This is a genomic window from Halopseudomonas salina (assembly GCF_008641105.1).
Genome location: NZ_VTTI01000002.1, coordinates 34,119 through 52,056 on the forward strand (window position 1 = coordinate 34,119; position 17,938 = coordinate 52,056).

Below are 17,938 nucleotides of genomic sequence, written 5' to 3' on the forward strand. Positions count from 1 at the left end.
CTCAATTATGCATGGAATGTCAGGCGCAGACTACTGCCTGACTGCAAAGGAAGGCCGTACATTGGATGTATTCCGCCGCCCACAACTCATGGTTATCCTGCCGGGTTTTTTTCTGGGCCTGATCAGTCCATTGATGCTGGAGCAGTTGCCATCGCCCTGGCTTCTCGGGGTGTTGAGCCTGCTGATTCCGGTAGTCTGGCTGAAGGGCCCGGATAACCGGCTGCTTGCCGCAGGTCTGACTGGTCTGGTCTGGGCAGTGCTGGTTCATCATCTTGTATTGCATGAGCGGCTGCCGGACCGGCTCGATCAACAAACCCTGTCGATCGAGGGGCGTATTGCAGGTCTGCCCGAAGCCACCCTAACCGGCTGGCGATTTCAGCTCGCGGACGCACGGATAGTTGACACCGGTGAATCCCTGCCTTTCATGCGTGTTCACTGGTACGCCGGTGAGCCCGTGCTGCAGGGCGAGTACTGGCGGTTCGAGGCGCGGGTGCGCCGTCCCCGCGGCATGTCCAACCCCGGTGCATTCGATTACGAAGCCTGGCTTTATGCCCAGGGTATTGGCGCCCTTGGCAGCATACGCAGTGGTCAACGGCTGGACGGCATGCGGTATGGAGGCGTTGACGGAATGCGCAGTCATATCCGTGACCGATTGCTGCAGGCCCTGGGGGCTACCCCGGGTACTGAAAGGCTGCTGGCATTAATTGTTGGTGACCGAAGCGTGCTCAGTCGGGAGGATTGGCAGGTACTGCAGGCAACCGGCACCAGTCATCTGATGGTGATATCCGGCTTGCACGTAGGTCTGTTCGCCGCGGCGGTGTTTGGTCTGGTTACGCTTGCGGGTCGACTGGGCATATTACACCTGCCCTTTGCGCGTATCTGGCTGGCAGCGCCCCTGGCCATCTTTGCCGCTGCTATTTATGCCGCACTTGCGGGTTTTGCCGTCCCCACCCAGCGCGCCTTGCTGATGGTGGCCATGGTGTTGCTGGCCCGGTTGCTTTATCGCCAACCCGGGCCCTGGTTCTTCTGGTTGCTGGCCATGTGTCTGGTGGTGATGATAAATCCTGCTGCGCCCCTGCTGGCTGGGTTCTGGCTATCTTTCATGGCGGTGGGTCTGTTGGTTTTCGGGATGGCTGGCAGGCTCGATCAAAGGGGGCTCTGGTGGCGTTGGGGTCGCGCGCAGTGGGTTATTTTTATCGGTCTCTGGCCCTGGTTGCTGTTATGGGGGATGCCCGGCAGCCTCATTGCGCCGTTGGTGAATATTCTGGCAATCCCATTCGTCAGTCTGCTGGTGGTGCCCGCTGCACTACTGGGGACGCTGCTGGAGCTTGTGCTGGGGGTCCCCTGGCTTCTCTGGTTCGCTGCCCAATTACTCGATGGATTATTTCTTGCGCTGGAGCAGGCAGCTAGCTTGCATGTCCCCACGTACCTGGCTTTTCCTGGCTGGATCAACTGGCTGCTGGGCGTAGCGGGTATTCTGGCCCTGCTGAGCCCGTTATCGCGGTTGTTGTGGTTGCCCGCTCTGGCGTGCGTGCCCGTGCTGCTTGCAGCACCGCAACCAAGGCCGGTCGAGGGGGAGTTCTGGGTAACTGTCCTGGATGTGGGGCAGGGGCTGTCAGTGTTGGTGCAGACCCGACAGCATGCGCTTCTTTACGATGCGGGTGCGCGGCTTTCCAGCGGTTTTGATCTGGGTGAAGCCGTGGTGCATCCTGCCCTTGTATCCCTTGGGGTAACCGATCTGGACAGGCTCCTGGTCAGTCATGCAGACAATGACCATGCAGGTGGGGCGCAGGCAATAATTCGGCACATGCCCGTGGGCCGAGTAGTCGCCGGTCAGATTGAGGATCAGAGCCCCCAACTGCAAGCGATTGCCTGCCAGCCAGGTGAGAGCTGGAGCTGGAATGCGGTGACATTCGAGATCATTTACAGCGCACCGGCTCCCGCGCCAGCCAATGAGCGATCCTGCGTCCTGCGCGTGACGACGGGCGACAGTGGGGTGCTGTTAACCGGTGATGTAGGCATACGCGGTGAATATCAGATGCTTGCCCATGATCTGTCTGCGAATCTGTTGCTGGCCCCGCACCATGGCAGTCGAACCTCTTCTTCCTATGCGCTGATTCGTGCGGTGGATCCAAATTGGGTGGTATTCAGTGCCGGTCACAGGAACCGCTTCAACCATCCGCATCCAAATGTTGTGGCGCGCTATCGGGAATTGGCCGTCGAACCTGTTTATACTAGCCGCGCCGGTGCTGTTCGTTTCGTGTTTGACAAAGACCACGGCGGGCGCCGTGACTGGAGCTGGAGAGACAGCGCCAGGCGCTTCTGGCATGAATAACAAGAGCGCGCAGGGAGCAGCTGGCCCTGTGCTAGAGTATGCTGACTTTTGGGGAGGGATCGCTTGTGTGGGAACTGATCAGTGCGGGCGGCTGGCTGATGCTGCCGATTATCTTGTCTTCGGTTATTGCTGCCGCCATCGTGATAGAGCGTCTTTGGGCACTGCGCAGCGCGCGTGTGGCGCCTCCGGCGTTACTTGGTCAGGTCTGGCAATGGGTGCGTGAGGGCAAGCTGGACGCCGAACGTCTGAAAACCCTGCGTAGTGACTCGCCCCTGGGCGAAATCATGGCGGCCGGCCTGAACAACTCCAAGCACGGTCGGGAGATCATGAAAGAAAGCATCCAGGAAGCGGCCGGCAAGGTCATTCATGAGCTCGAACGCTACCTCAATACCCTCGGTACAGTCGCTGCAATTACGCCGCTGCTTGGTCTGCTGGGTACGGTAATCGGGATGATCGACGTGTTTAGCGCAATCATGATTCAGGGTACCGGCAATACCGGCGTGTTGGCAGGAGGTATCTCCAAGGCATTGATAACCACCGCTGCGGGCCTGACCGTAGCCATTCCGGCCCTGTTTTTTCATCGTTTCTTTGTGCGTCGGGTGGACGAGCTGGTGGTGGCCATGGAACAGGAGGCGACCAAGCTGGTCGAGGTTCTGCAGGGCAATCGTGAAGTGGAAGCGCCGATCGCTGGCCCCGTGAGCAAGGAGCCGGTTTCACGCGTTGGTAGCACTCGCAAGGGAGCCAGGACGTGAATTTCAGGCGCCAGAGACAGGAAGAGGCCAGCGTCAATCTCACGCCCCTGATCGATGTAGTGTTTCTGCTGCTGATTTTCTTCATGGTTTCAACCACCTTTACCCGCGAGACCCAGCTCAAGCTGGATCTGCCGGAAGCGGTGTCCGGCGAGCAGGTGGAAAATCGTGACCAGCAGCAGATCGAACTGACCATATCGGCCAGCGGGGATATTGCAATCAACGACAAGGCGCTTATTGCTCCCGGGGTGGATACGCTTAAGACAGCGCTTCAGCGCGAATCGGCTGGTGACCTGTCGTTGCCCTTGATTATTACCGCAGATGCGCAGACGCCCCATCAGTCAGTGATCATGGCGATGGACGCGGCAGGTCAACTGGGCTTCACCCGGTTGAGGCTGACGACGACCCAGGCGGAGGCGGGCGAAGGGCAGTGAAGGGATTTTCCCTCGAGCAGTTCATGCTCCGTGCCTGGTATGGACGGCAGAGTTGGCTGCTGGCCCTCAGGCCCTTGTCCGCGTTTTACGGCTTGGTAGTAACCAGACGTCGCGCAGCATACATGGAGGATGCTGCGCGTGTCTGGCAGCCCCCCGTGCCGCTGATCGTGGTGGGTAACATCACCCTGGGTGGTACCGGCAAGACCCCCATGTGCATCTGGCTGCTTGATTATCTCAAGGCCCAGGGGCTACGTCCCGGTCTGATAAGTCGTGGCTACGGCGCCTCCCCCCAGTCAACGCCCTGGTTGCTCGATCCCGACCATGACGACGCGGTGACCGTGGGCGATGAACCTTTGTTAATCGCAAAGCGCTGCCAGGTGCCCGTGGTCATTGATCCGGATCGTCCGCAGGCGGCGCGGCACCTGCTGGCCAGCGCGCAGGTGGACGTCATCGTCAGTGACGATGGCCTGCAGCATTACCGACTGGGGCGCGATCTGGAAATACTCATGGTCGATGCTGCGCGGGGGCTGGGCAATGCCAGATGTCTGCCGGAGGGGCCGTTGCGTGAGCCTGCCAGCAGGGTGAAGTCGGTAGACTTCGTGGTGCGCAATGGTGCCGTATCTGACAGTTCCACGGATTTCGGGATGCAGCTCAAGCCGGTGGCGCTGGTCAACCTGCTGACGGGTGAGCGCATACGGCCTGAACACTGGCAGGGCAGCAAACAGGTGTCAGCGGTGGCAGGAATCGGCAACCCCGAGCGTTTTTTTATCAGTCTTGAGCAGCTATCCTTCGAGGTGGAGCGGCACATTTTTTCCGATCATGCACATTATTCGGTAGCCAGTTTTGCTGCTTGCGATCTGGACAGGCCCTTGATCATGACCGAAAAGGACGCGATCAAATGCACCGGCTTTGCCCGACCCAACTGGTGGTATCTGTGCGTAGAGGCGACCATGAGTGACGCCTTTGCCAGCCAGTTGCAACAGCGCCTGGCCACTCTCAATCCGAGGCCTGCCTGACTGGTCTGGCTACTCGGCATTTTCTTTTCATTTTCTCAGGAGTTTTATGATGGACCCCAAGCTGCTTGATATCCTGGCGTGCCCGATCTGCAAGGGCCCGCTGGTACAGAACGCCGACAAGACCGAGTTGTGGTGCCGCGCCGATGGTCTGGCCTATCCGGTTCGCGATGGCATACCGGTCATGCTGGAAGGCGAGGCCCGTGCCCTGGATGCCGATGAGCGGCTGGATACCTGAACATGTTCCACGTCATCATTCCGGCTCGATATGCTTCCACCCGCCTGCCAGGCAAGCCCCTGCTTGATATTGGCGGCAAGACAATGATTCAGCGCGTGTGGGAGCAGGCCGGCAAGAGCCAGGCCTTGAGCGTGACCGTGGCCACCGACGACGAGCGCATAGCTGAGGCCTGTCGTCAGTTCGGCGCCAACGTTGTACTGACCAGAGCCGATCACCCCTCGGGCACCGACCGGTTGCAGGAGGTGGTGACGTTGATGGGGCTTGATGCCGAAGACTGTGTGGTCAACGTGCAGGGCGACGAGCCGATGATCCCCCCCAGCTTGATTGACCAGGTGGCAGCAAACCTGCTCGCGCACCCGCAGGCCAGCATTGCCACTCTGGCCGAGCCTTTGACGGATATCGAATCGGTTTTCAATCCCAATGTGGTGAAGCTGGTGACCGACCAACAGGGCTTTGCCCTGTACTTCAGTCGCGCGCCGATCCCCTGGTCCAGGGATGCCTTTGCAACCGAGCCGCGCAGCATCCCTGAGGGAATGACCTTCCGCCGGCATATCGGCCTGTATGCCTATAAGGTCGGATTTCTGCATGATTATGTCCAGTGGGCACCGAGCCCCCTGGAGACGGCAGAATCCCTGGAACAACTGCGGGCACTCTGGTTTGGCTGCCGGATTCAGGTTGCTGATGCCTGTGAGGTGCCGGCACCGGGCATTGATACCCGGGACGACCTGGAGCGGGTACGCGCAATGCTGGCCGGATCCTGATGTTCGCCGTGCGACAGCAGGTTGACCTGCGGGCCTACAACTCCCTGGGTATTACCGAGCGCGCCGAGCATCTGGTGGAGATCCACAGCGATCGGGAGCTTGTGGCTGCACTGGATATGGCGGCTGAACATGCCTGGCCGGTCACTGTGCTGGGAGGCGGCAGTAACGTCGTTGTTACCGGATCGCTGCCTGGTGTGGTCATAATCATGCGCAGCCGCGGCCGGCGGGTTTTGCGGCGCGCGCCAGATGCGCTGCTGATCGAGGGTGAGGCCGGTGAGAATTGGCACGACCTGGTCAACTGGACGCTGGATCTGGGGCTCTGCGGGCTGGAAAATCTGTCACTTATACCGGGCACGCTGGGCGCAGCTCCGGTCCAGAATATCGGCGCTTACGGTGTTGAGTTACAGGATGTCTTTCATAGTCTGGACGCACTGGACCGGGTGACCGGTGAGATCCGACAATTTGACCGTGCAGCTTGCCACTTCGGCTACAGGGAGTCCGTTTTCAAACAGTCGCCCGGGCGCTATGTGATCTTGCGGGTGCGGCTGATACTGCGCCGTCATGCTCAGGTTCGTGTCGACTATGCCCCGCTGGACACTGCCTGGGAAGCGACCGGCCTGCACCGACCGGATCCGCGTGTTGTCGCCAGTCTGGTCTGCCATATCCGCCAGTCCAAACTCCCGGATCCCGCGGTGTTGGGCAATGCGGGAAGCTTTTTCAAGAATCCGCTGGTAACCCGGCACCAACTGAATGCGCTCAAGGCCCTTTATCCCGACATACCGCACTACCTGCAGCCGGATGGTCGATACAAGGTTGCAGCCGGATGGTTGATTGACCAGGCTGGCTGGAAGGGTGTGCGCGCTGGCCATGTGGGCGTGCATGCACGACAGGCGCTGGTGCTGGTAAATCACGGTGGCGCACGGGGAGAGGATATTCTCTCGCTGGCCAAGCGTATCAGCGATGATGTCCATGCCCGGTTTGGCCTGGAGCTGGAAATGGAGCCGCAACGGCTGGGTTGAAGACTTTGCCGATGTTTCAAGGGTCACTCAGACAAAAAAAGGGGATGCATCAAGCATCCCCTTTTTCGTTCGCCGTCCCCTATCAGAGCTTGGGCTTATCTTCCTGGTCTTCCTGCTGCTGACGCAGATCATGGGTCTCGGGATGATCTTCATCACCCGTCGCATCCGCGCTAGCGGGTGACTCGACCGTATCGATCGGCAGGTCAGCCTGTTGCGGATTGGCTGGACGCTCCCGTTCGGAACGCTCGGGCTGCGGACTGTCGGCTTGCTCGGCTGGCGCCGACTGCTCTTCGACTGCAGGCTGCTGAGCGACCGGGTCTACTACCGGTGCGGGCTGATCGGGCAGGGGTGTGACATCCTGAACCGGCGTTGCCGTTTCCATTGCTGTTTCCGGCTCCTCGCTGGCTGCCTGCTGTTCAGCCAAAAGCTTGGCTTCCTGCTGGCGGCGGCGAATTTCCCGCGGATCGTTATAGGCGCGTCCGCTTTCTGTTGGCGGATTCACCGGCTCCACAGGCTTCACTGGCTCGGGCTGAACTTCCGTCTGTGCGGCAACCGTTTCTTCCAGTGCCGGTGCTGGCGCTACAGGCTCTGCGTGTACCAGAACTTGCGGTTCCTGCTCGGTTGGTTCGACCGCTGCGGCGGTAATCTGGACCGCAGGCTCAGTGGGCGCCTCATTGACGGATTCAGCCGGTACTGCCGTTGGCTCTGCATCAGCGGCCTTGATCTCAGCCACTTCCTCGACAGGAGCCGGAGTGGCTTGCTGCTCGGTTGTATCTTCATCAACCGCCTTGGGTTGCGACTGGCTGAACGCCTGAACCGCATCCTCAATGGAGGACTCAAGATCGGATGCGGCCTGTTTCAAGCCGGCCTCTACAGGATCAGTCACATCACTCAGGCTGCCAGGTTGCTCCTGCTCCTGCTCGGCTACCGTTTCTTCCACACGGGCAACCGACGCTGCAGCTGTGGCTGCCACTGCGACAGCGCTGTCTGCTACAGGCTGGCTCGGCTCGTTGCTCGGCAGTTCGCTGGAAGGCGTCTGCTCGCCTTCCTGGGCGCCCTCGGAGCCGGCTGTAGTGTCATCCTGATTAACGCGGCTGCGACGATTATTGCGACGACGCTGGCTATTACGCGAGCGACGCTTGGGGCGATCGCTTTCGCCTGTCTCATCCGTGGTGTCCAGATCTGTCTGATCTTCAGCGATCGTCTGGTCTTCGTTTGCCTTTTCCTCGACAGGGCGACGCGAACGACGCTCGGCAGGTGCTTCGGAACGGCCTTGATCAGGAGTCCGGTCCTGGTTCTGATCTGGACCCTGCTCCTGCGCCGCTTGCTTGGCTTCAGTCGGGGTTTCCGGCGTACCGCGGCGGCGGCGGCGGGTAGGCGTTTCCCCCGACTTGGTTTCCGTTGCTACCGGAGCGTCACGCTTCTCGGTCTGGACCGGCGCCTCGGCGCGAGCTGCTGGAGCTTTGCGCTCGGGACGTTCGCTGCGCTCAGGACGCTCGGCGCGTTCTGGGCGCTCATTGCGTTCTGGGCGGTCACTGCGTTCGGTACGGGGGCGGCGGCCACGACCACCACGGCGCTCGTCACCACCTCGCTTGTTGTCACGTGGGGCGGGCTTGCTGGCAGAGCGCTCTGCGGGCTTGGCCGGCTCTTCGCGTGCTGGCTCTTCTTCAGAGGCGAACAGGCTCACGAGTGACTTGATCAAACCCTTGAACAATCCCGGCTGCGCATCGTGAATCGCCTTGGTGGCAGCCACGGGAGCTGCGGCGGCAACAGGCGTTGGCGCAGGGCGTGAGGGCGCCAGCGTCTTGACTGCTGCTTCCTGACGCACGATAGCCTTGGTCTGGCTGACGGGTGTGGGCTCTTCGGCAACGATTTCGCTGCTCATGGTGTAGCTGGTTTCGCCATTGAGAACGGCTTCATGGTCGTCGCGCAGACGCTGAACGTCGAAGTGCGGGGTTTCCATGTGCTCGCTGGGCAGAATCAGCAGGCGTACCTTGGTACGCTCTTCGGTTTTGGCCAGCGCTTCGCGCTTTTCGTTGAGCAGGAAGGTGGCTACAGCGATCGGCACGTGGGCGCGAACTTCTGCGGTGCGTTCCTTCAATGCTTCTTCTTCGATAAGGCGAAGTACCGACAGGGACAGGGACTCGACGTCGCGGATGGTGCCTCGGCCATTACAGCGTGGGCAGACAATACCACTGGTCTCGCCCAGGGATGGGCGCAGGCGCTGACGGGACATTTCCAGCAGACCGAAACGGGAAATCCGACCCACCTGAACACGGGCGCGGTCGGCTTCCAGGCTTTCCTTGACGCGCTCTTCAACGGCCCGCTGGTTTTTGGCAGGGGACATGTCGATGAAGTCGATCACGATCAGGCCGCCGATATCACGCAGGCGTAACTGGCGGGCGATTTCTTCAGCCGCTTCCAGGTTGGTCTGCAGTGCAGTCTCTTCGATATCGGCACCCTTGGTGGCGCGCGAGGAGTTGATATCAATGGAGACCAGAGCTTCGGTGTGGTCGATCACGATGGAGCCGCCGGAAGGCAGTTTCACTTCGCGTTCGAAGGCGGTTTCAATCTGGCTTTCAATCTGGAAACGGTTGAACAGCGGTACGGTATCTTCGTACAGCTTCACCTTGCTCGCGTACTGCGGCATGACCTGGCTGATGAAGTTCAGCGCTTCTTCCTTGACGGTCTCGCTGTCGATCAACACTTCGCCGATGTCCTGGCGCAGGTAGTCGCGGATGGCGCGGATGATGACGTTGCTTTCCTGATAGATCAGGAACGGGGAGGCGCGCTCATCGGAGGCGCCCTTGATGGCACCCCAGAGTTGCAGCAGATAATCCAGATCCCATTGCAGTTCTTCAGCACTGCGACCCAGGCCGGCGGTGCGCACGATCATGCCCATGTCGGCGGGAACGTTGAGGCTGTTGATGGCTTCGCGTAGCTCGTTGCGCTCTTCACCCTCGATGCGACGGGAAATGCCACCGGCGCGCGGGTTGTTGGGCATCAGCACCAGGTAGCGACCAGCCAGGCTGATAAAGGTCGTCAAAGCTGCGCCCTTGTTGCCGCGCTCTTCCTTGTCGACCTGGACTATGACTTCCTGGCCTTCGCGCAGTACTTCCTTGATGTTGACGCGGCCTTCAGGCTGCTTGGAGAAGTATTCGCGGGAGATTTCCTTCAGCGGCAGAAAGCCGTGGCGGTCAGAGCCGAAATCAACGAATGCAGCCTCGAGGCTGGGTTCGACACGGGTGATCTTGCCTTTATAGATGTTGGCTTTCTTCTGTTCACGTGCTCCGGATTCTATATCCAGATCGTACAGGCGCTGGCCATCTACCAGGGCGACGCGCAACTCTTCGGGTTGAGTTGCGTTGATCAGCATTCTTTTCATGAAGTACCGTTGTGTTTCCAATGCTGCCCGGATCACACAATGACGGCACCTGCGACTCGTATGACAGGTGTCAGGGGTGTTTCTGCTTGGGCCAACCTTGCCCTTGTTCAGATTTCATGTCGCTGCCACAGGGCAGGGCAATACAGTCTGTTACGGCGAGTACAGATAAACCGTTTCTGGAAGTCTTTGAAAAAGCCTGCGTGACTATCTATCCAACCATGCCACGACAGCGCCGGATGCCTACCCATGCAAATATGCTGCATGCCTGGGATGACGTTTCAGGTCGCCGGTGACCATGTCAGCGCGGGGGCCTGTTCAAAAACTGCCTTCGGGAGGAATCAGCCGGACTGGGAACGGGGACACATTGCAGGGCAACTGTCAGCGCTCGTCACATGATCCTGAAGCTGTGCATCTCCACCTGACACTTACCCATCTTGATCGGGTGCCGCTCATCGCTTTGTCGGGAGCGGGTTTATATTCTGGCTGCCAACTGGCAACCAGCGTGTCGATCAATGGTGCTTGCCGGCCTACTGTTTGATAAACGCCTGGCAAAGCCCCAAATGTCGTTGTTTCTGGGGGCTGCGCGATGGTGATGCGCCTGCTGTTTCCCCGGCTGCCTGTTACGCAGCTTTAGCGAATATAACAGCATTTTTTAAGTGCTTCAATTGCAAGAAAAAATGTATCATGCGCGGATGAATGAAAGCACAACTCCAGCAGCTCCCCCCGTACAGTTTGACCTCATCTCCGAGGACCTCGCGGGGCAGCGCATCGACAACTATCTGATCACTCGTCTCAAGGGCGCGCCGCGCACGCTGGTCTACCGGATCCTGCGCAAGGGCGAGGTGCGCGTCAATAAAGGAAGGGTCAAGCCGGACTACCGTTTGCAGGCGGGTGACAGCATACGTATACCGCCAGTACGCTTACCGGAACCCAATGAGCCAGCGCTGGTCGGTCAGGGCATTCTGCAGGCGTTGGAGCAGAACATTCTGTATGAGGACAAGGGGCTGATTGTTATCAACAAGCCCGCGGGTCTTGCCGTGCACGGTGGCAGTGGCCTCAATTTCGGTGTGATCGAGGCGATGCGCCAGTTGCGTCCCGATGTGCCGCAGATGGAGCTGGTACACCGGCTGGACCGCGACACCTCCGGCTGCCTGATGATCGCCAAGAAGCGCAGTATGCTCCGTCATCTGCATGCGGCATTACGCGGTGATGGCGTGCGCAAGTGCTATCTGGCACTGGTGCGCGGCCATTGGCCTGCTACCACGCGAAAAGTTCACGCGCCTCTGCAGAAGAATAATCTGCGGTCCGGCGAGCGAATGGTCGAGGTAAATGCCGAGGGCAAGGAATCTCTGACCGAGTTCAGCGTGGTTCAGCGCTTTGGCGATTTCGCCACTTTGGTGGAAGCTCGTCCGATTACCGGCCGTACCCACCAGATCCGTGTGCATGCTCGGCATGCCGGTCATGTGATTGCTGGCGATCCGAAATATGGAAGCGACGAATTTTCCCAGCAGATAAAAGAGCTGGGGGGTAAACGGCTCTTTCTGCATGCAGCCTCGCTGCATGTCGAGTTGCCCGACGGCACTCAGTTGGACGTGAAGGCCGAGCCTGGCCGCATGTGGGATGACACCCTGCGCAGGCTGGCCAATGCCTGAACTAAAAACACTGATCTTTGACTGGGATGGAACGCTGTGTGACTCCATCAGCCGGATTGTCGAGTCCATGGTGGCTGCGGCGAAGCTGACTGGTCTGGACGTGCCTTCCGAGCGGGCGGTGCGCGATATCATCGGCCTGGGTCTGCCCGAAGCTATAGCGATTCTGTTTCCTGGTCTGAATGAGCCCTGGTTGGTGGAGAAGCTGCGTCAGGAATACAGCGAACATTATGTGGCGCTTGAGCAGCAGCCAGCGAACTTGTTTCCCGGCGTGTTGGAAGCGCTGGACAGCTTCCGCTCGGCGGGGTTCAAGATGGCAGTGGCCACTGGCAAGAGTCGTCGCGGCCTGGATCGCGTTCTGGCTGCTCACGACTTGACGGGGTTTTTCGATATGACCCGCTGCGCCGATGAAACCCTGAGTAAACCGCATCCACGCATGCTGGAGGAAATTCTCAACCGACTGGAAACGCCGGCCAGTTGCGCGTTGATGCTCGGCGACAGCGAATTCGACATGCGCATGGCCCATGGTGCGAGGGTGCGGGCTATTGCCGCAACCTACGGCGCACAGTCCCGGGAACACCTGTTGCAAAGCCGCCCCGAGCATTGTATTGATGCTTTCAACGAATTTCCGGGCTTCGTTATGCCCGCGTCAAAGGCTGTGTAGCAGCAGAGGATAGATGATGTCACAGGATAAATGGACCGATGGTCCCATGCTCAATCGTGATCAGGCTCAGGCAGGCGCGAATAACGTCAAGGCCTGGGAACTGATCGAGCGCACCATGCTGGCTTCGGTCCAGGAGCAGCGCAGGGCGCGGCGTTGGGGTATCTTCTTCAAGCTGTTGATATTCATCTATCTGTTTGGCGGCATAGCATTGTTTTCACCTTTATTATCGATGGAAGGTGCCGCTTCCCTGGAGCCGCACACAGCCGTAATCGAGTTGCGTGGACCGATTGCTGACCAGCAGGAAGCCGGTGCCGATAATCTGATTACCAGTCTTCGCGAGGCCTTCGAAGACGAAAATACGCGCGGAATTGTGTTACGAATTAATAGCCCGGGCGGCAGTCCGGTACAATCCGGCTACGTGTACGATGAAATTGTGCGGCTCCGTGGCCTTTACCCTGATACGCGCGTTTACGCTGTCATTACCGATCTGGGGGCCTCCGGTGCCTATTATATCGCGGCTGCAGCTGATGAGATTTATGCTGACAAGGCGAGCCTGGTTGGATCCATAGGTGTTACTGCCGCGGGGTTCGGTTTTGTTGAGACCCTCGACAAGCTGGGCGTCGAGCGCCGCATTTATGCCTCCGGAGAACACAAAACCTTTCTCGATCCTTTCCAGCCCGAGAGGCCTGAAGAAACTGAGTTCTGGCAGGATGTGCTGGGAACCGTGCATCAGCAGTTTATCGATCAGGTCAAGGCGGGTCGTGGTGACAGACTCAAGGAGCACCCTGATATGTTCAGTGGTCTTATCTGGTCTGGTGAGCAGGCATTGGAGCTGGGTCTGATCGATGGCTTTGGCAGTACCTCGCAGGTTGCGCGTGAGGTGGTAGGGGTGGAAGAGTTAGTGGATTTCACTCACCGGGAGTCAGCATTCGAGCGTTTCGCTCGTCAGATAGGTGCGAGCATGGGCAATACGCTTTCGACTCATCTCGGTCTGAGTGCGCCTTTATTGCGTTAGGCGTACTCAGGGCAGGCTGAAGCCCTCCTGCATGAGCATGTCGCACAGCCTGATCAGAGGTAGCCCGATCAGGCTGTTGGGGTCCTCTCCACGCAGTGCGCGAAACAGCGTGATGCCCAGGCCCTCCATCTTGAAGCTGCCAGCGCAATCATAAGGTTGCTCGCGCTGCAGGTACCTGTCGATCTGCTCATCAGAGAGGTCCCGGAAAACTACGTCGAAAGGCTCTACGGCTATCTGATGGCTACCTGTCTGAGTGTTGAGCAGGCATAGTGCGGTTGAAAATCGCAGGGTTCTTCCGCTACAGCGTCGCAACTGTTGAGCAGCAGCCTGGTGGTTGCCGGGTTTGCTTACTGGAATGCCATCCAGCAGCAGCACCTGATCTGAACCGATAATCAGATGATTTGGCCAGGCCGGTGCGAGAGCTTGTGCCTTGGCAAGTGCCAGCCGCTGGGTCAGCTCTGCGGCACTCTCGCCGGGCGTAGGGGTCTCGTCGATGTCCGGGGCGGCCCATTTGAAGGGCAGGCCCAGGCGGGCGAGTAGCTCGCGGCGGTAGGGTGAGCCCGAGGCAAGTATCAGCGGCAGCATGGGTCTGTCCTGCGAGGATTGAATGGTCGACTATCCTAACCTCTGTGGCCAAGCCTTGCATAAATCTGCAAATAGTTTTGACAGCGGGGTGCATGATGCCTAGAATTGCGCGCTTATGTCTGGACCCATACCCGCACACATAGAGCCGCGCAAGCTGGTTGACCGTGAAATCGTTCTCGAGGGAACGGTGGCTGCCGTCAAGATGCCCAGGTTGAGCGCGCTTTTGGACGCCCCCGCAGGGGACGTTCAGGTCAAGCTCGCTTTCGCACGGGACGAGCAGGGTATTGCTACTCTGCACGGGCACTACCAGGCCGAGGTTGCGCTGATTTGTCAGCGTTGTCTCGAGCAGGTCGTGGTACCGCTCGATAGTCAGTGTGACGTGGGTTTTGTCGAAAGTGATGAGGCAGCCAAAAATCTGCCGAAGCACTACGAACCGGTTATTGTGGATGATGAACCCCTGGATCTGCATGCGCTGATCGAGGACGAACTGTTACTGGCTCTGCCACCAGTTCCGATGCATCCAATGGAAACATGCGAGCATCCTCCGGGCTATACCCCTGACCCGGTGGACGTTGAAGAACCGGCTGAAAAGCCCAACCCCTTCAGTGTGCTTGCATCGTTAAAACGTGATACCTGAAAAGCTTAGGAGCTTATCGCCATGGCAGTACAGCAGAACAAAAAGTCTCGTTCAGCACGCGGCATGCGCCGTTCACACGATGCGCTGTCTTCAGCAGCACTGTCTGTGGACAGCACCACCGGCGAGACTCACCTCCGTCACCATGTGACCCCAGATGGCTTCTACCGTGGCCGTCAGGTTGTCAACAAGGACAGCGAAGAGTAAGTCTTGTCCACGTCAATCCGCTTAGCGATTGATGTGATGGGCGGGGACTTCGGTCCCCGTTGCATTATCCCTGCGGTAGCCCGTAGCCTCCGGCAGATACCTGATCTGTACGTGCTTCTGGTTGGTGATGCCGAGCAGTTGGCGTCCCTATGTAACAAACATCGGCTTCCGTCCGGACGCATACGGTGTATTCCTACCACGCAAATCATTCATGCCAGCGATTCTCCTGCCAGCGTTCTGCGCCGCAAGCCGGATGCATCCATGCGCGTGGCTATCGAACAGGTGCGTGACGGGCATGCTGATGCCTGTCTGAGCGCCGGTAATACCGGTGCGCTAATGGTCCTGTCGCGCTCCATTCTTGGCACCCTAGATCAAATCGAGCGCCCTGCGATCATGGCTGCGCTGCCGGTGGCGGGTAAAGCCTGCTATCTGCTTGATCTGGGTGCCAATGTGGATTGCACTGCGCTGCAGCTCGTCCAGTTTGCCGTGATGGGGTCCGAGGCCGCACGTGAGTTATCCGGGCTGCAGGAGCCGCGCGTTGGTTTGTTGAACATAGGTAGTGAAGTCAACAAGGGCAGTCAGCGGGTACGAGAGGCCAGCGAATTGCTGCGCCAGCACGCCTCGCTTAATTACGTCGGTCACGTGGAGGGCGACGGCCTGTTCCGGGGTGATGCGGATGTGGTGGTCTGTGACGGTTTTGTGGGCAATGTGGTGCTCAAGGCCAGCGAGGGGCTGGCCAGTTATATGCAGGAAGAGCTTCGCCAGGCGCTGACAGCCAACCTGTTATTGCGTTGCCTTTCACCCCTGTTGCGTCTCGCCCTGCGGCCCATGAATCGGCGGCACGATCCCGGTTGCTACAATGGCGCTAGCTTGCTTGGTCTCAAGGGGGTCGTGGTCAAGAGCCACGGAGGTGCCGACGAAGATGCTTTTACAGCGGCCATTGACCGCGCAGCCCAGGCCGGCCGAAGCAACCTTCCTCAGCATATTGCCCGTCGGCTCGGGTCGGCCGGACCTGGCAGCCCGTGACATATGGGCGGGTTAATCTGTGACCCGTGCAGGTCCGTGGCCATCCAAACAATTACTAGCAAATGGCTAACAGCGAATATGACAATAAACGAGGATGATGGAATGTCTCAAACCCTTGCATTTGTTTTTCCCGGTCAGGGCTCGCAGGCAGTTGGCATGCTTGCCTCGCTTGCTCAGGAGCACAGCCAGATCACCGAGACCTTTGTCGAAGCCTCCGAGGTGCTCGGCTATGATCTCTGGGCGCTCTGTCAGGATGGGCCGGAAGCCGATCTGAACCGTACCGATCGTACTCAGCCGGCGATTCTGGCGGCCTCCGTCGCGCTCTGGCGCCTCTGGTGCTCAACTAATCCTGTCCGCCCGGCATATGTTGCTGGCCACAGCCTGGGTGAGTATTCCGCTTTGGTGGCAGCAGAGGTAATCAGCTTTGCTGATGCGTTGCGACTGGTCGAGCGTCGCGGCCAGTTGATGCAGCAGGCCGTGCCTGAAGGGCAGGGCGGTATGGCTGCCATTCTGGGGCTGGAAGACAATCAGATTGTTGATATCTGTGCTCAGGCAGCCCAGGGAGAAGTAGTCAGCGCTGTCAACTTCAATGCGCCGGGCCAGGTGGTTATAGCCGGTCAGGCCAGCGCTGTTGAGCGCGCTATTGAACAGTGCAAGGCAGCTGGCGCCAAGCGTGCTATTGCGCTACCGGTCAGCGTGCCCTCGCACTGTGCCCTGATGAAGCCGGCTGCAGAGCAGTTGAGCACTGATCTGGACGTACTGAGCTGGCGAGAGCCGCAGATCATCCTAGTGCAGAACGTATCGGCCCGGCCTGCTGCTGACCTGGATAGCTTGCGTCAGCAGCTGGTTGAGCAACTTTACAATCCGGTACGCTGGGTGGAGAGCATTGAATGGATGGCTGCCCAGGGCGTTACCGATTTGGTCGAGTGTGGACCCGGACGCGTTTTATCAGGCTTGAACAAGCGCTGCGTCAAGGGTATTGGTACCCACAATCTTGATTCGGCAGAGGCTTTCACCGCTGCCAGCAATACGTTAAAGCAAGGAGCCTGACTATGAGTATCGAAGGAAAAGTGGCACTGGTTACCGGCGCCAGCCGGGGTATCGGGCAGGCAATCGCCCACGCGCTCGCTGCCAAGGGAGCGATCGTTGTTGGCACTGCAACCACTGATTCCGGTGCAGCCGCGATTGCCGAAAAGCTCCATGCTGCCGGATACCAGGGTGCAGGAATGAAGCTGGATGTGCGTGATCCTCAGTCGGTATCCGAGGTGTTGGAGCGCATCAGCAAAGAGTTCGCGGCTCCGGCAATTCTGGTCAATAATGCGGGCATCACCAGCGATAATCTGCTTATGCGCATGAAAGATGACGAGTGGGACGACGTCGTCGGTACCAACCTGGGCTCGGTCTTCAGGTTGTCAAAAGCGGTACTGCGGGGTATGACCAAGGCTCGCTGGGGGCGTATCATCAACATCAGCTCTGTGGTGGCGGGCATGGGTAACGCCGGTCAATCCAATTACGCAGCATCCAAGGCGGGCATGGAAGGCTTTACCCGTGCCCTGGCCCGCGAGGTTGGCTCTCGCTCGATTACGGTCAATGCGGTGGCGCCGGGCTTTATTGACACCGACATGACCAAGGCATTGAATGAAGGCCAGCGCTCTGCGATGCTCGAGCAGATCCCGCTGGGTCGTCTTGGTCAGGCCGAAGAAATCGCCGCAGCAGTCGAATTTCTGACTGGTGAGTCGGCCGGTTACATTACCGGCGCGGTTATTCCGGTGAACGGCGGCATGTTTATGAGCTAAGATGTAACCCCTCTGGCATGGGCTTTTGCGCCCTCCAGACTGGAACAGATTTTACGCGGTGAGGGCCTGCTGGCCTTTACCTCTTTGAGATAGAAACGATTGATGCTTGAAATAACGTAAATTGTTTCTATAAACTACGCGCAGTCCGGCTTTCCGGAACTGCAACCAGGAGTGAGAACAAGGTATGAGTACCATCGAAGAACGCGTCAAGAAAATCGTTGCCGAGCAGCTCGGCGTCAAAGAAGAAGAAGTGACCAACAGCGCTTCTTTTGTTGAAGACCTTGGCGCTGACTCGCTTGATACCGTTGAGCTGGTCATGGCTCTCGAGGAAGAATTCGAGACCGAGATCCCGGATGAAGATGCCGAGAAAATCACCACCGTTCAAGAAGCCATCGACTACGTGAATGCTCACCAGAAGTAATCACAAA

At 58.9% G+C, this 17,938-nt stretch carries 18 protein-coding genes; 16 read left to right on the forward strand and 2 right to left on the reverse strand.

Features of this window, described 5'->3' with window-relative positions; all coding sequences use genetic code 11:
* Positions 1 to 7 precede the first annotated feature (7 nt).
* The 7 genes from FZF01_RS03645 (at position 8) to murB (ending at position 6,549) form a co-directional block, all read left to right on the forward strand.
* Positions 8 to 2,335 carry a DNA internalization-related competence protein ComEC/Rec2 gene (locus FZF01_RS03645; RefSeq protein WP_150276776.1) on the forward strand — a complete coding sequence of 776 codons (2,328 nt, stop codon included), beginning with the start codon at positions 8 to 10 and terminating at the stop codon, positions 2,333 to 2,335.
* Positions 2,336 to 2,400: 65 nt separating this feature from the next.
* Positions 2,401 to 3,087: a MotA/TolQ/ExbB proton channel family protein gene (locus FZF01_RS03650; protein ID WP_373286447.1), complete on the forward strand. Its 687-nt coding sequence runs from the start codon at positions 2,401 to 2,403 to the stop codon at positions 3,085 to 3,087.
* Positions 3,084 to 3,518 carry an ExbD/TolR family protein gene (locus tag FZF01_RS03655; protein WP_150276778.1) on the forward strand — a complete coding sequence of 145 codons (435 nt, stop codon included), beginning with the start codon at positions 3,084 to 3,086 and terminating at the stop codon, positions 3,516 to 3,518. The genes FZF01_RS03650 and FZF01_RS03655 overlap by 4 nt, the downstream gene beginning before the upstream one ends.
* 23 nt (positions 3,519 to 3,541) lie before the next feature.
* Positions 3,542 to 4,534, forward strand: a complete 993-nt coding sequence (gene lpxK / locus FZF01_RS03660) for a tetraacyldisaccharide 4'-kinase (protein ID WP_150277099.1) — start codon at positions 3,542 to 3,544, stop codon at positions 4,532 to 4,534.
* A 49-nt stretch (positions 4,535 to 4,583) separates the two neighbouring features.
* Positions 4,584 to 4,769, forward strand: coding sequence for a Trm112 family protein (locus FZF01_RS03665; RefSeq protein WP_150277100.1), 186 nt, complete (start codon positions 4,584 to 4,586; stop codon positions 4,767 to 4,769).
* A 2-nt stretch (positions 4,770 to 4,771) separates the two neighbouring features.
* Positions 4,772 to 5,530 (forward strand): 3-deoxy-manno-octulosonate cytidylyltransferase, encoded by a 759-nt coding sequence (gene kdsB / locus FZF01_RS03670; RefSeq protein ID WP_150276779.1) that lies wholly within the window; start codon positions 4,772 to 4,774, stop codon positions 5,528 to 5,530.
* Entirely contained in the window at positions 5,527 to 6,549 is a 1,023-nt protein-coding gene (murB, locus tag FZF01_RS03675; protein WP_150276780.1) for a UDP-N-acetylmuramate dehydrogenase, read from the forward strand. The genes kdsB and murB overlap by 4 nt, the downstream gene beginning before the upstream one ends.
* An 82-nt stretch (positions 6,550 to 6,631) precedes the next feature.
* Here murB and rne read toward each other — a convergent pair whose 3' ends face one another.
* On the reverse strand, positions 6,632 to 9,934 hold the full coding sequence (rne, locus tag FZF01_RS03680) for a ribonuclease E (RefSeq protein WP_150276781.1): 3,303 nt from the start codon (positions 9,932 to 9,934) through the stop codon (positions 6,632 to 6,634).
* A 692-nt stretch (positions 9,935 to 10,626) separates the two neighbouring features.
* Between rne and rluC the strand changes: the two genes are divergently transcribed.
* Genes rluC through FZF01_RS03695 form a run of 3 tightly spaced genes read left to right on the forward strand, consistent with a single transcriptional unit; the run spans position 10,627 to position 13,262 of the window.
* Complete coding sequence (gene rluC / locus FZF01_RS03685; protein ID WP_150276782.1) at positions 10,627 to 11,586, forward strand: 23S rRNA pseudouridine(955/2504/2580) synthase RluC; 960 nt, start codon at positions 10,627 to 10,629, stop codon at positions 11,584 to 11,586.
* Positions 11,579 to 12,247, forward strand: a complete 669-nt coding sequence (locus FZF01_RS03690) for an HAD-IA family hydrolase (protein WP_150276783.1) — start codon at positions 11,579 to 11,581, stop codon at positions 12,245 to 12,247. Before rluC ends, FZF01_RS03690 begins: the two co-directional genes overlap by 8 nt.
* A 46-nt stretch (positions 12,248 to 12,293) precedes the next feature.
* Complete coding sequence (locus FZF01_RS03695) at positions 12,294 to 13,262, forward strand: S49 family peptidase (protein WP_150277101.1); 969 nt, start codon at positions 12,294 to 12,296, stop codon at positions 13,260 to 13,262.
* A 6-nt stretch (positions 13,263 to 13,268) separates the two neighbouring features.
* Here FZF01_RS03695 and FZF01_RS03700 read toward each other — a convergent pair whose 3' ends face one another.
* Positions 13,269 to 13,847 (reverse strand): Maf family protein, encoded by a 579-nt coding sequence (locus FZF01_RS03700; RefSeq protein ID WP_150276784.1) that lies wholly within the window; start codon positions 13,845 to 13,847, stop codon positions 13,269 to 13,271.
* A gap of 115 nt (positions 13,848 to 13,962) precedes the next feature.
* On the opposite strand from FZF01_RS03700, the gene FZF01_RS03705 reads away from it, so the two are divergent.
* From FZF01_RS03705 to acpP, 6 genes are all read left to right on the forward strand, one after another.
* Entirely contained in the window at positions 13,963 to 14,484 is a 522-nt protein-coding gene (locus FZF01_RS03705) for a YceD family protein (RefSeq protein ID WP_150276785.1), read from the forward strand.
* Between the two features lie 21 nt (positions 14,485 to 14,505).
* A complete protein-coding gene (rpmF, locus tag FZF01_RS03710) occupies positions 14,506 to 14,688 on the forward strand; it encodes a 50S ribosomal protein L32 (protein ID WP_150276786.1) in 183 nt (60 codons plus the stop codon).
* A gap of 3 nt (positions 14,689 to 14,691) precedes the next feature.
* Positions 14,692 to 15,714 (forward strand): phosphate acyltransferase PlsX, encoded by a 1,023-nt coding sequence (plsX, locus tag FZF01_RS03715; protein ID WP_150276787.1) that lies wholly within the window; start codon positions 14,692 to 14,694, stop codon positions 15,712 to 15,714.
* 102 nt (positions 15,715 to 15,816) lie between these two features.
* A complete protein-coding gene (gene fabD, locus FZF01_RS03720) occupies positions 15,817 to 16,764 on the forward strand; it encodes an ACP S-malonyltransferase (RefSeq protein ID WP_150276788.1) in 948 nt (315 codons plus the stop codon).
* Between the two features lie 2 nt (positions 16,765 to 16,766).
* On the forward strand, positions 16,767 to 17,510 hold the full coding sequence (fabG, locus tag FZF01_RS03725; protein WP_150276789.1) for a 3-oxoacyl-ACP reductase FabG: 744 nt from the start codon (positions 16,767 to 16,769) through the stop codon (positions 17,508 to 17,510).
* 184 nt (positions 17,511 to 17,694) lie between these two features.
* The gene (acpP, locus tag FZF01_RS03730; RefSeq protein ID WP_092385036.1) at positions 17,695 to 17,931 is read left to right on the forward strand and encodes an acyl carrier protein; all 237 of its coding nucleotides are present in this window, start codon (positions 17,695 to 17,697) and stop codon (positions 17,929 to 17,931) included.
* Positions 17,932 to 17,938 lie beyond the last annotated feature (7 nt).

Coding starts and splice junctions, on each gene's coding strand:
- FZF01_RS03705 (WP_150276785.1), top strand. CDS start 13,963: ATGTCTGGACCCATACCCGCACACATAGAGCCGCGCAAGCTGGTTGAC.
- lpxK (WP_150277099.1), top strand. CDS start 3,542: ATGCTCCGTGCCTGGTATGGACGGCAGAGTTGGCTGCTGGCCCTCAGG.
- rne (WP_150276781.1), bottom strand. CDS start 9,934: ATGAAAAGAATGCTGATCAACGCAACTCAACCCGAAGAGTTGCGCGTC.
- FZF01_RS03665 (WP_150277100.1), top strand. CDS start 4,584: ATGGACCCCAAGCTGCTTGATATCCTGGCGTGCCCGATCTGCAAGGGC.
- fabD (WP_150276788.1), top strand. CDS start 15,817: ATGTCTCAAACCCTTGCATTTGTTTTTCCCGGTCAGGGCTCGCAGGCA.
- rluC (WP_150276782.1), top strand. CDS start 10,627: ATGAATGAAAGCACAACTCCAGCAGCTCCCCCCGTACAGTTTGACCTC.
- FZF01_RS03645 (WP_150276776.1), top strand. CDS start 8: ATGCATGGAATGTCAGGCGCAGACTACTGCCTGACTGCAAAGGAAGGC.
- fabG (WP_150276789.1), top strand. CDS start 16,767: ATGAGTATCGAAGGAAAAGTGGCACTGGTTACCGGCGCCAGCCGGGGT.
- FZF01_RS03690 (WP_150276783.1), top strand. CDS start 11,579: ATGCCTGAACTAAAAACACTGATCTTTGACTGGGATGGAACGCTGTGT.
- acpP (WP_092385036.1), top strand. CDS start 17,695: ATGAGTACCATCGAAGAACGCGTCAAGAAAATCGTTGCCGAGCAGCTC.
- FZF01_RS03700 (WP_150276784.1), bottom strand. CDS start 13,847: ATGCTGCCGCTGATACTTGCCTCGGGCTCACCCTACCGCCGCGAGCTA.
- FZF01_RS03695 (WP_150277101.1), top strand. CDS start 12,294: ATGCTCAATCGTGATCAGGCTCAGGCAGGCGCGAATAACGTCAAGGCC.
- rpmF (WP_150276786.1), top strand. CDS start 14,506: ATGGCAGTACAGCAGAACAAAAAGTCTCGTTCAGCACGCGGCATGCGC.
- kdsB (WP_150276779.1), top strand. CDS start 4,772: ATGTTCCACGTCATCATTCCGGCTCGATATGCTTCCACCCGCCTGCCA.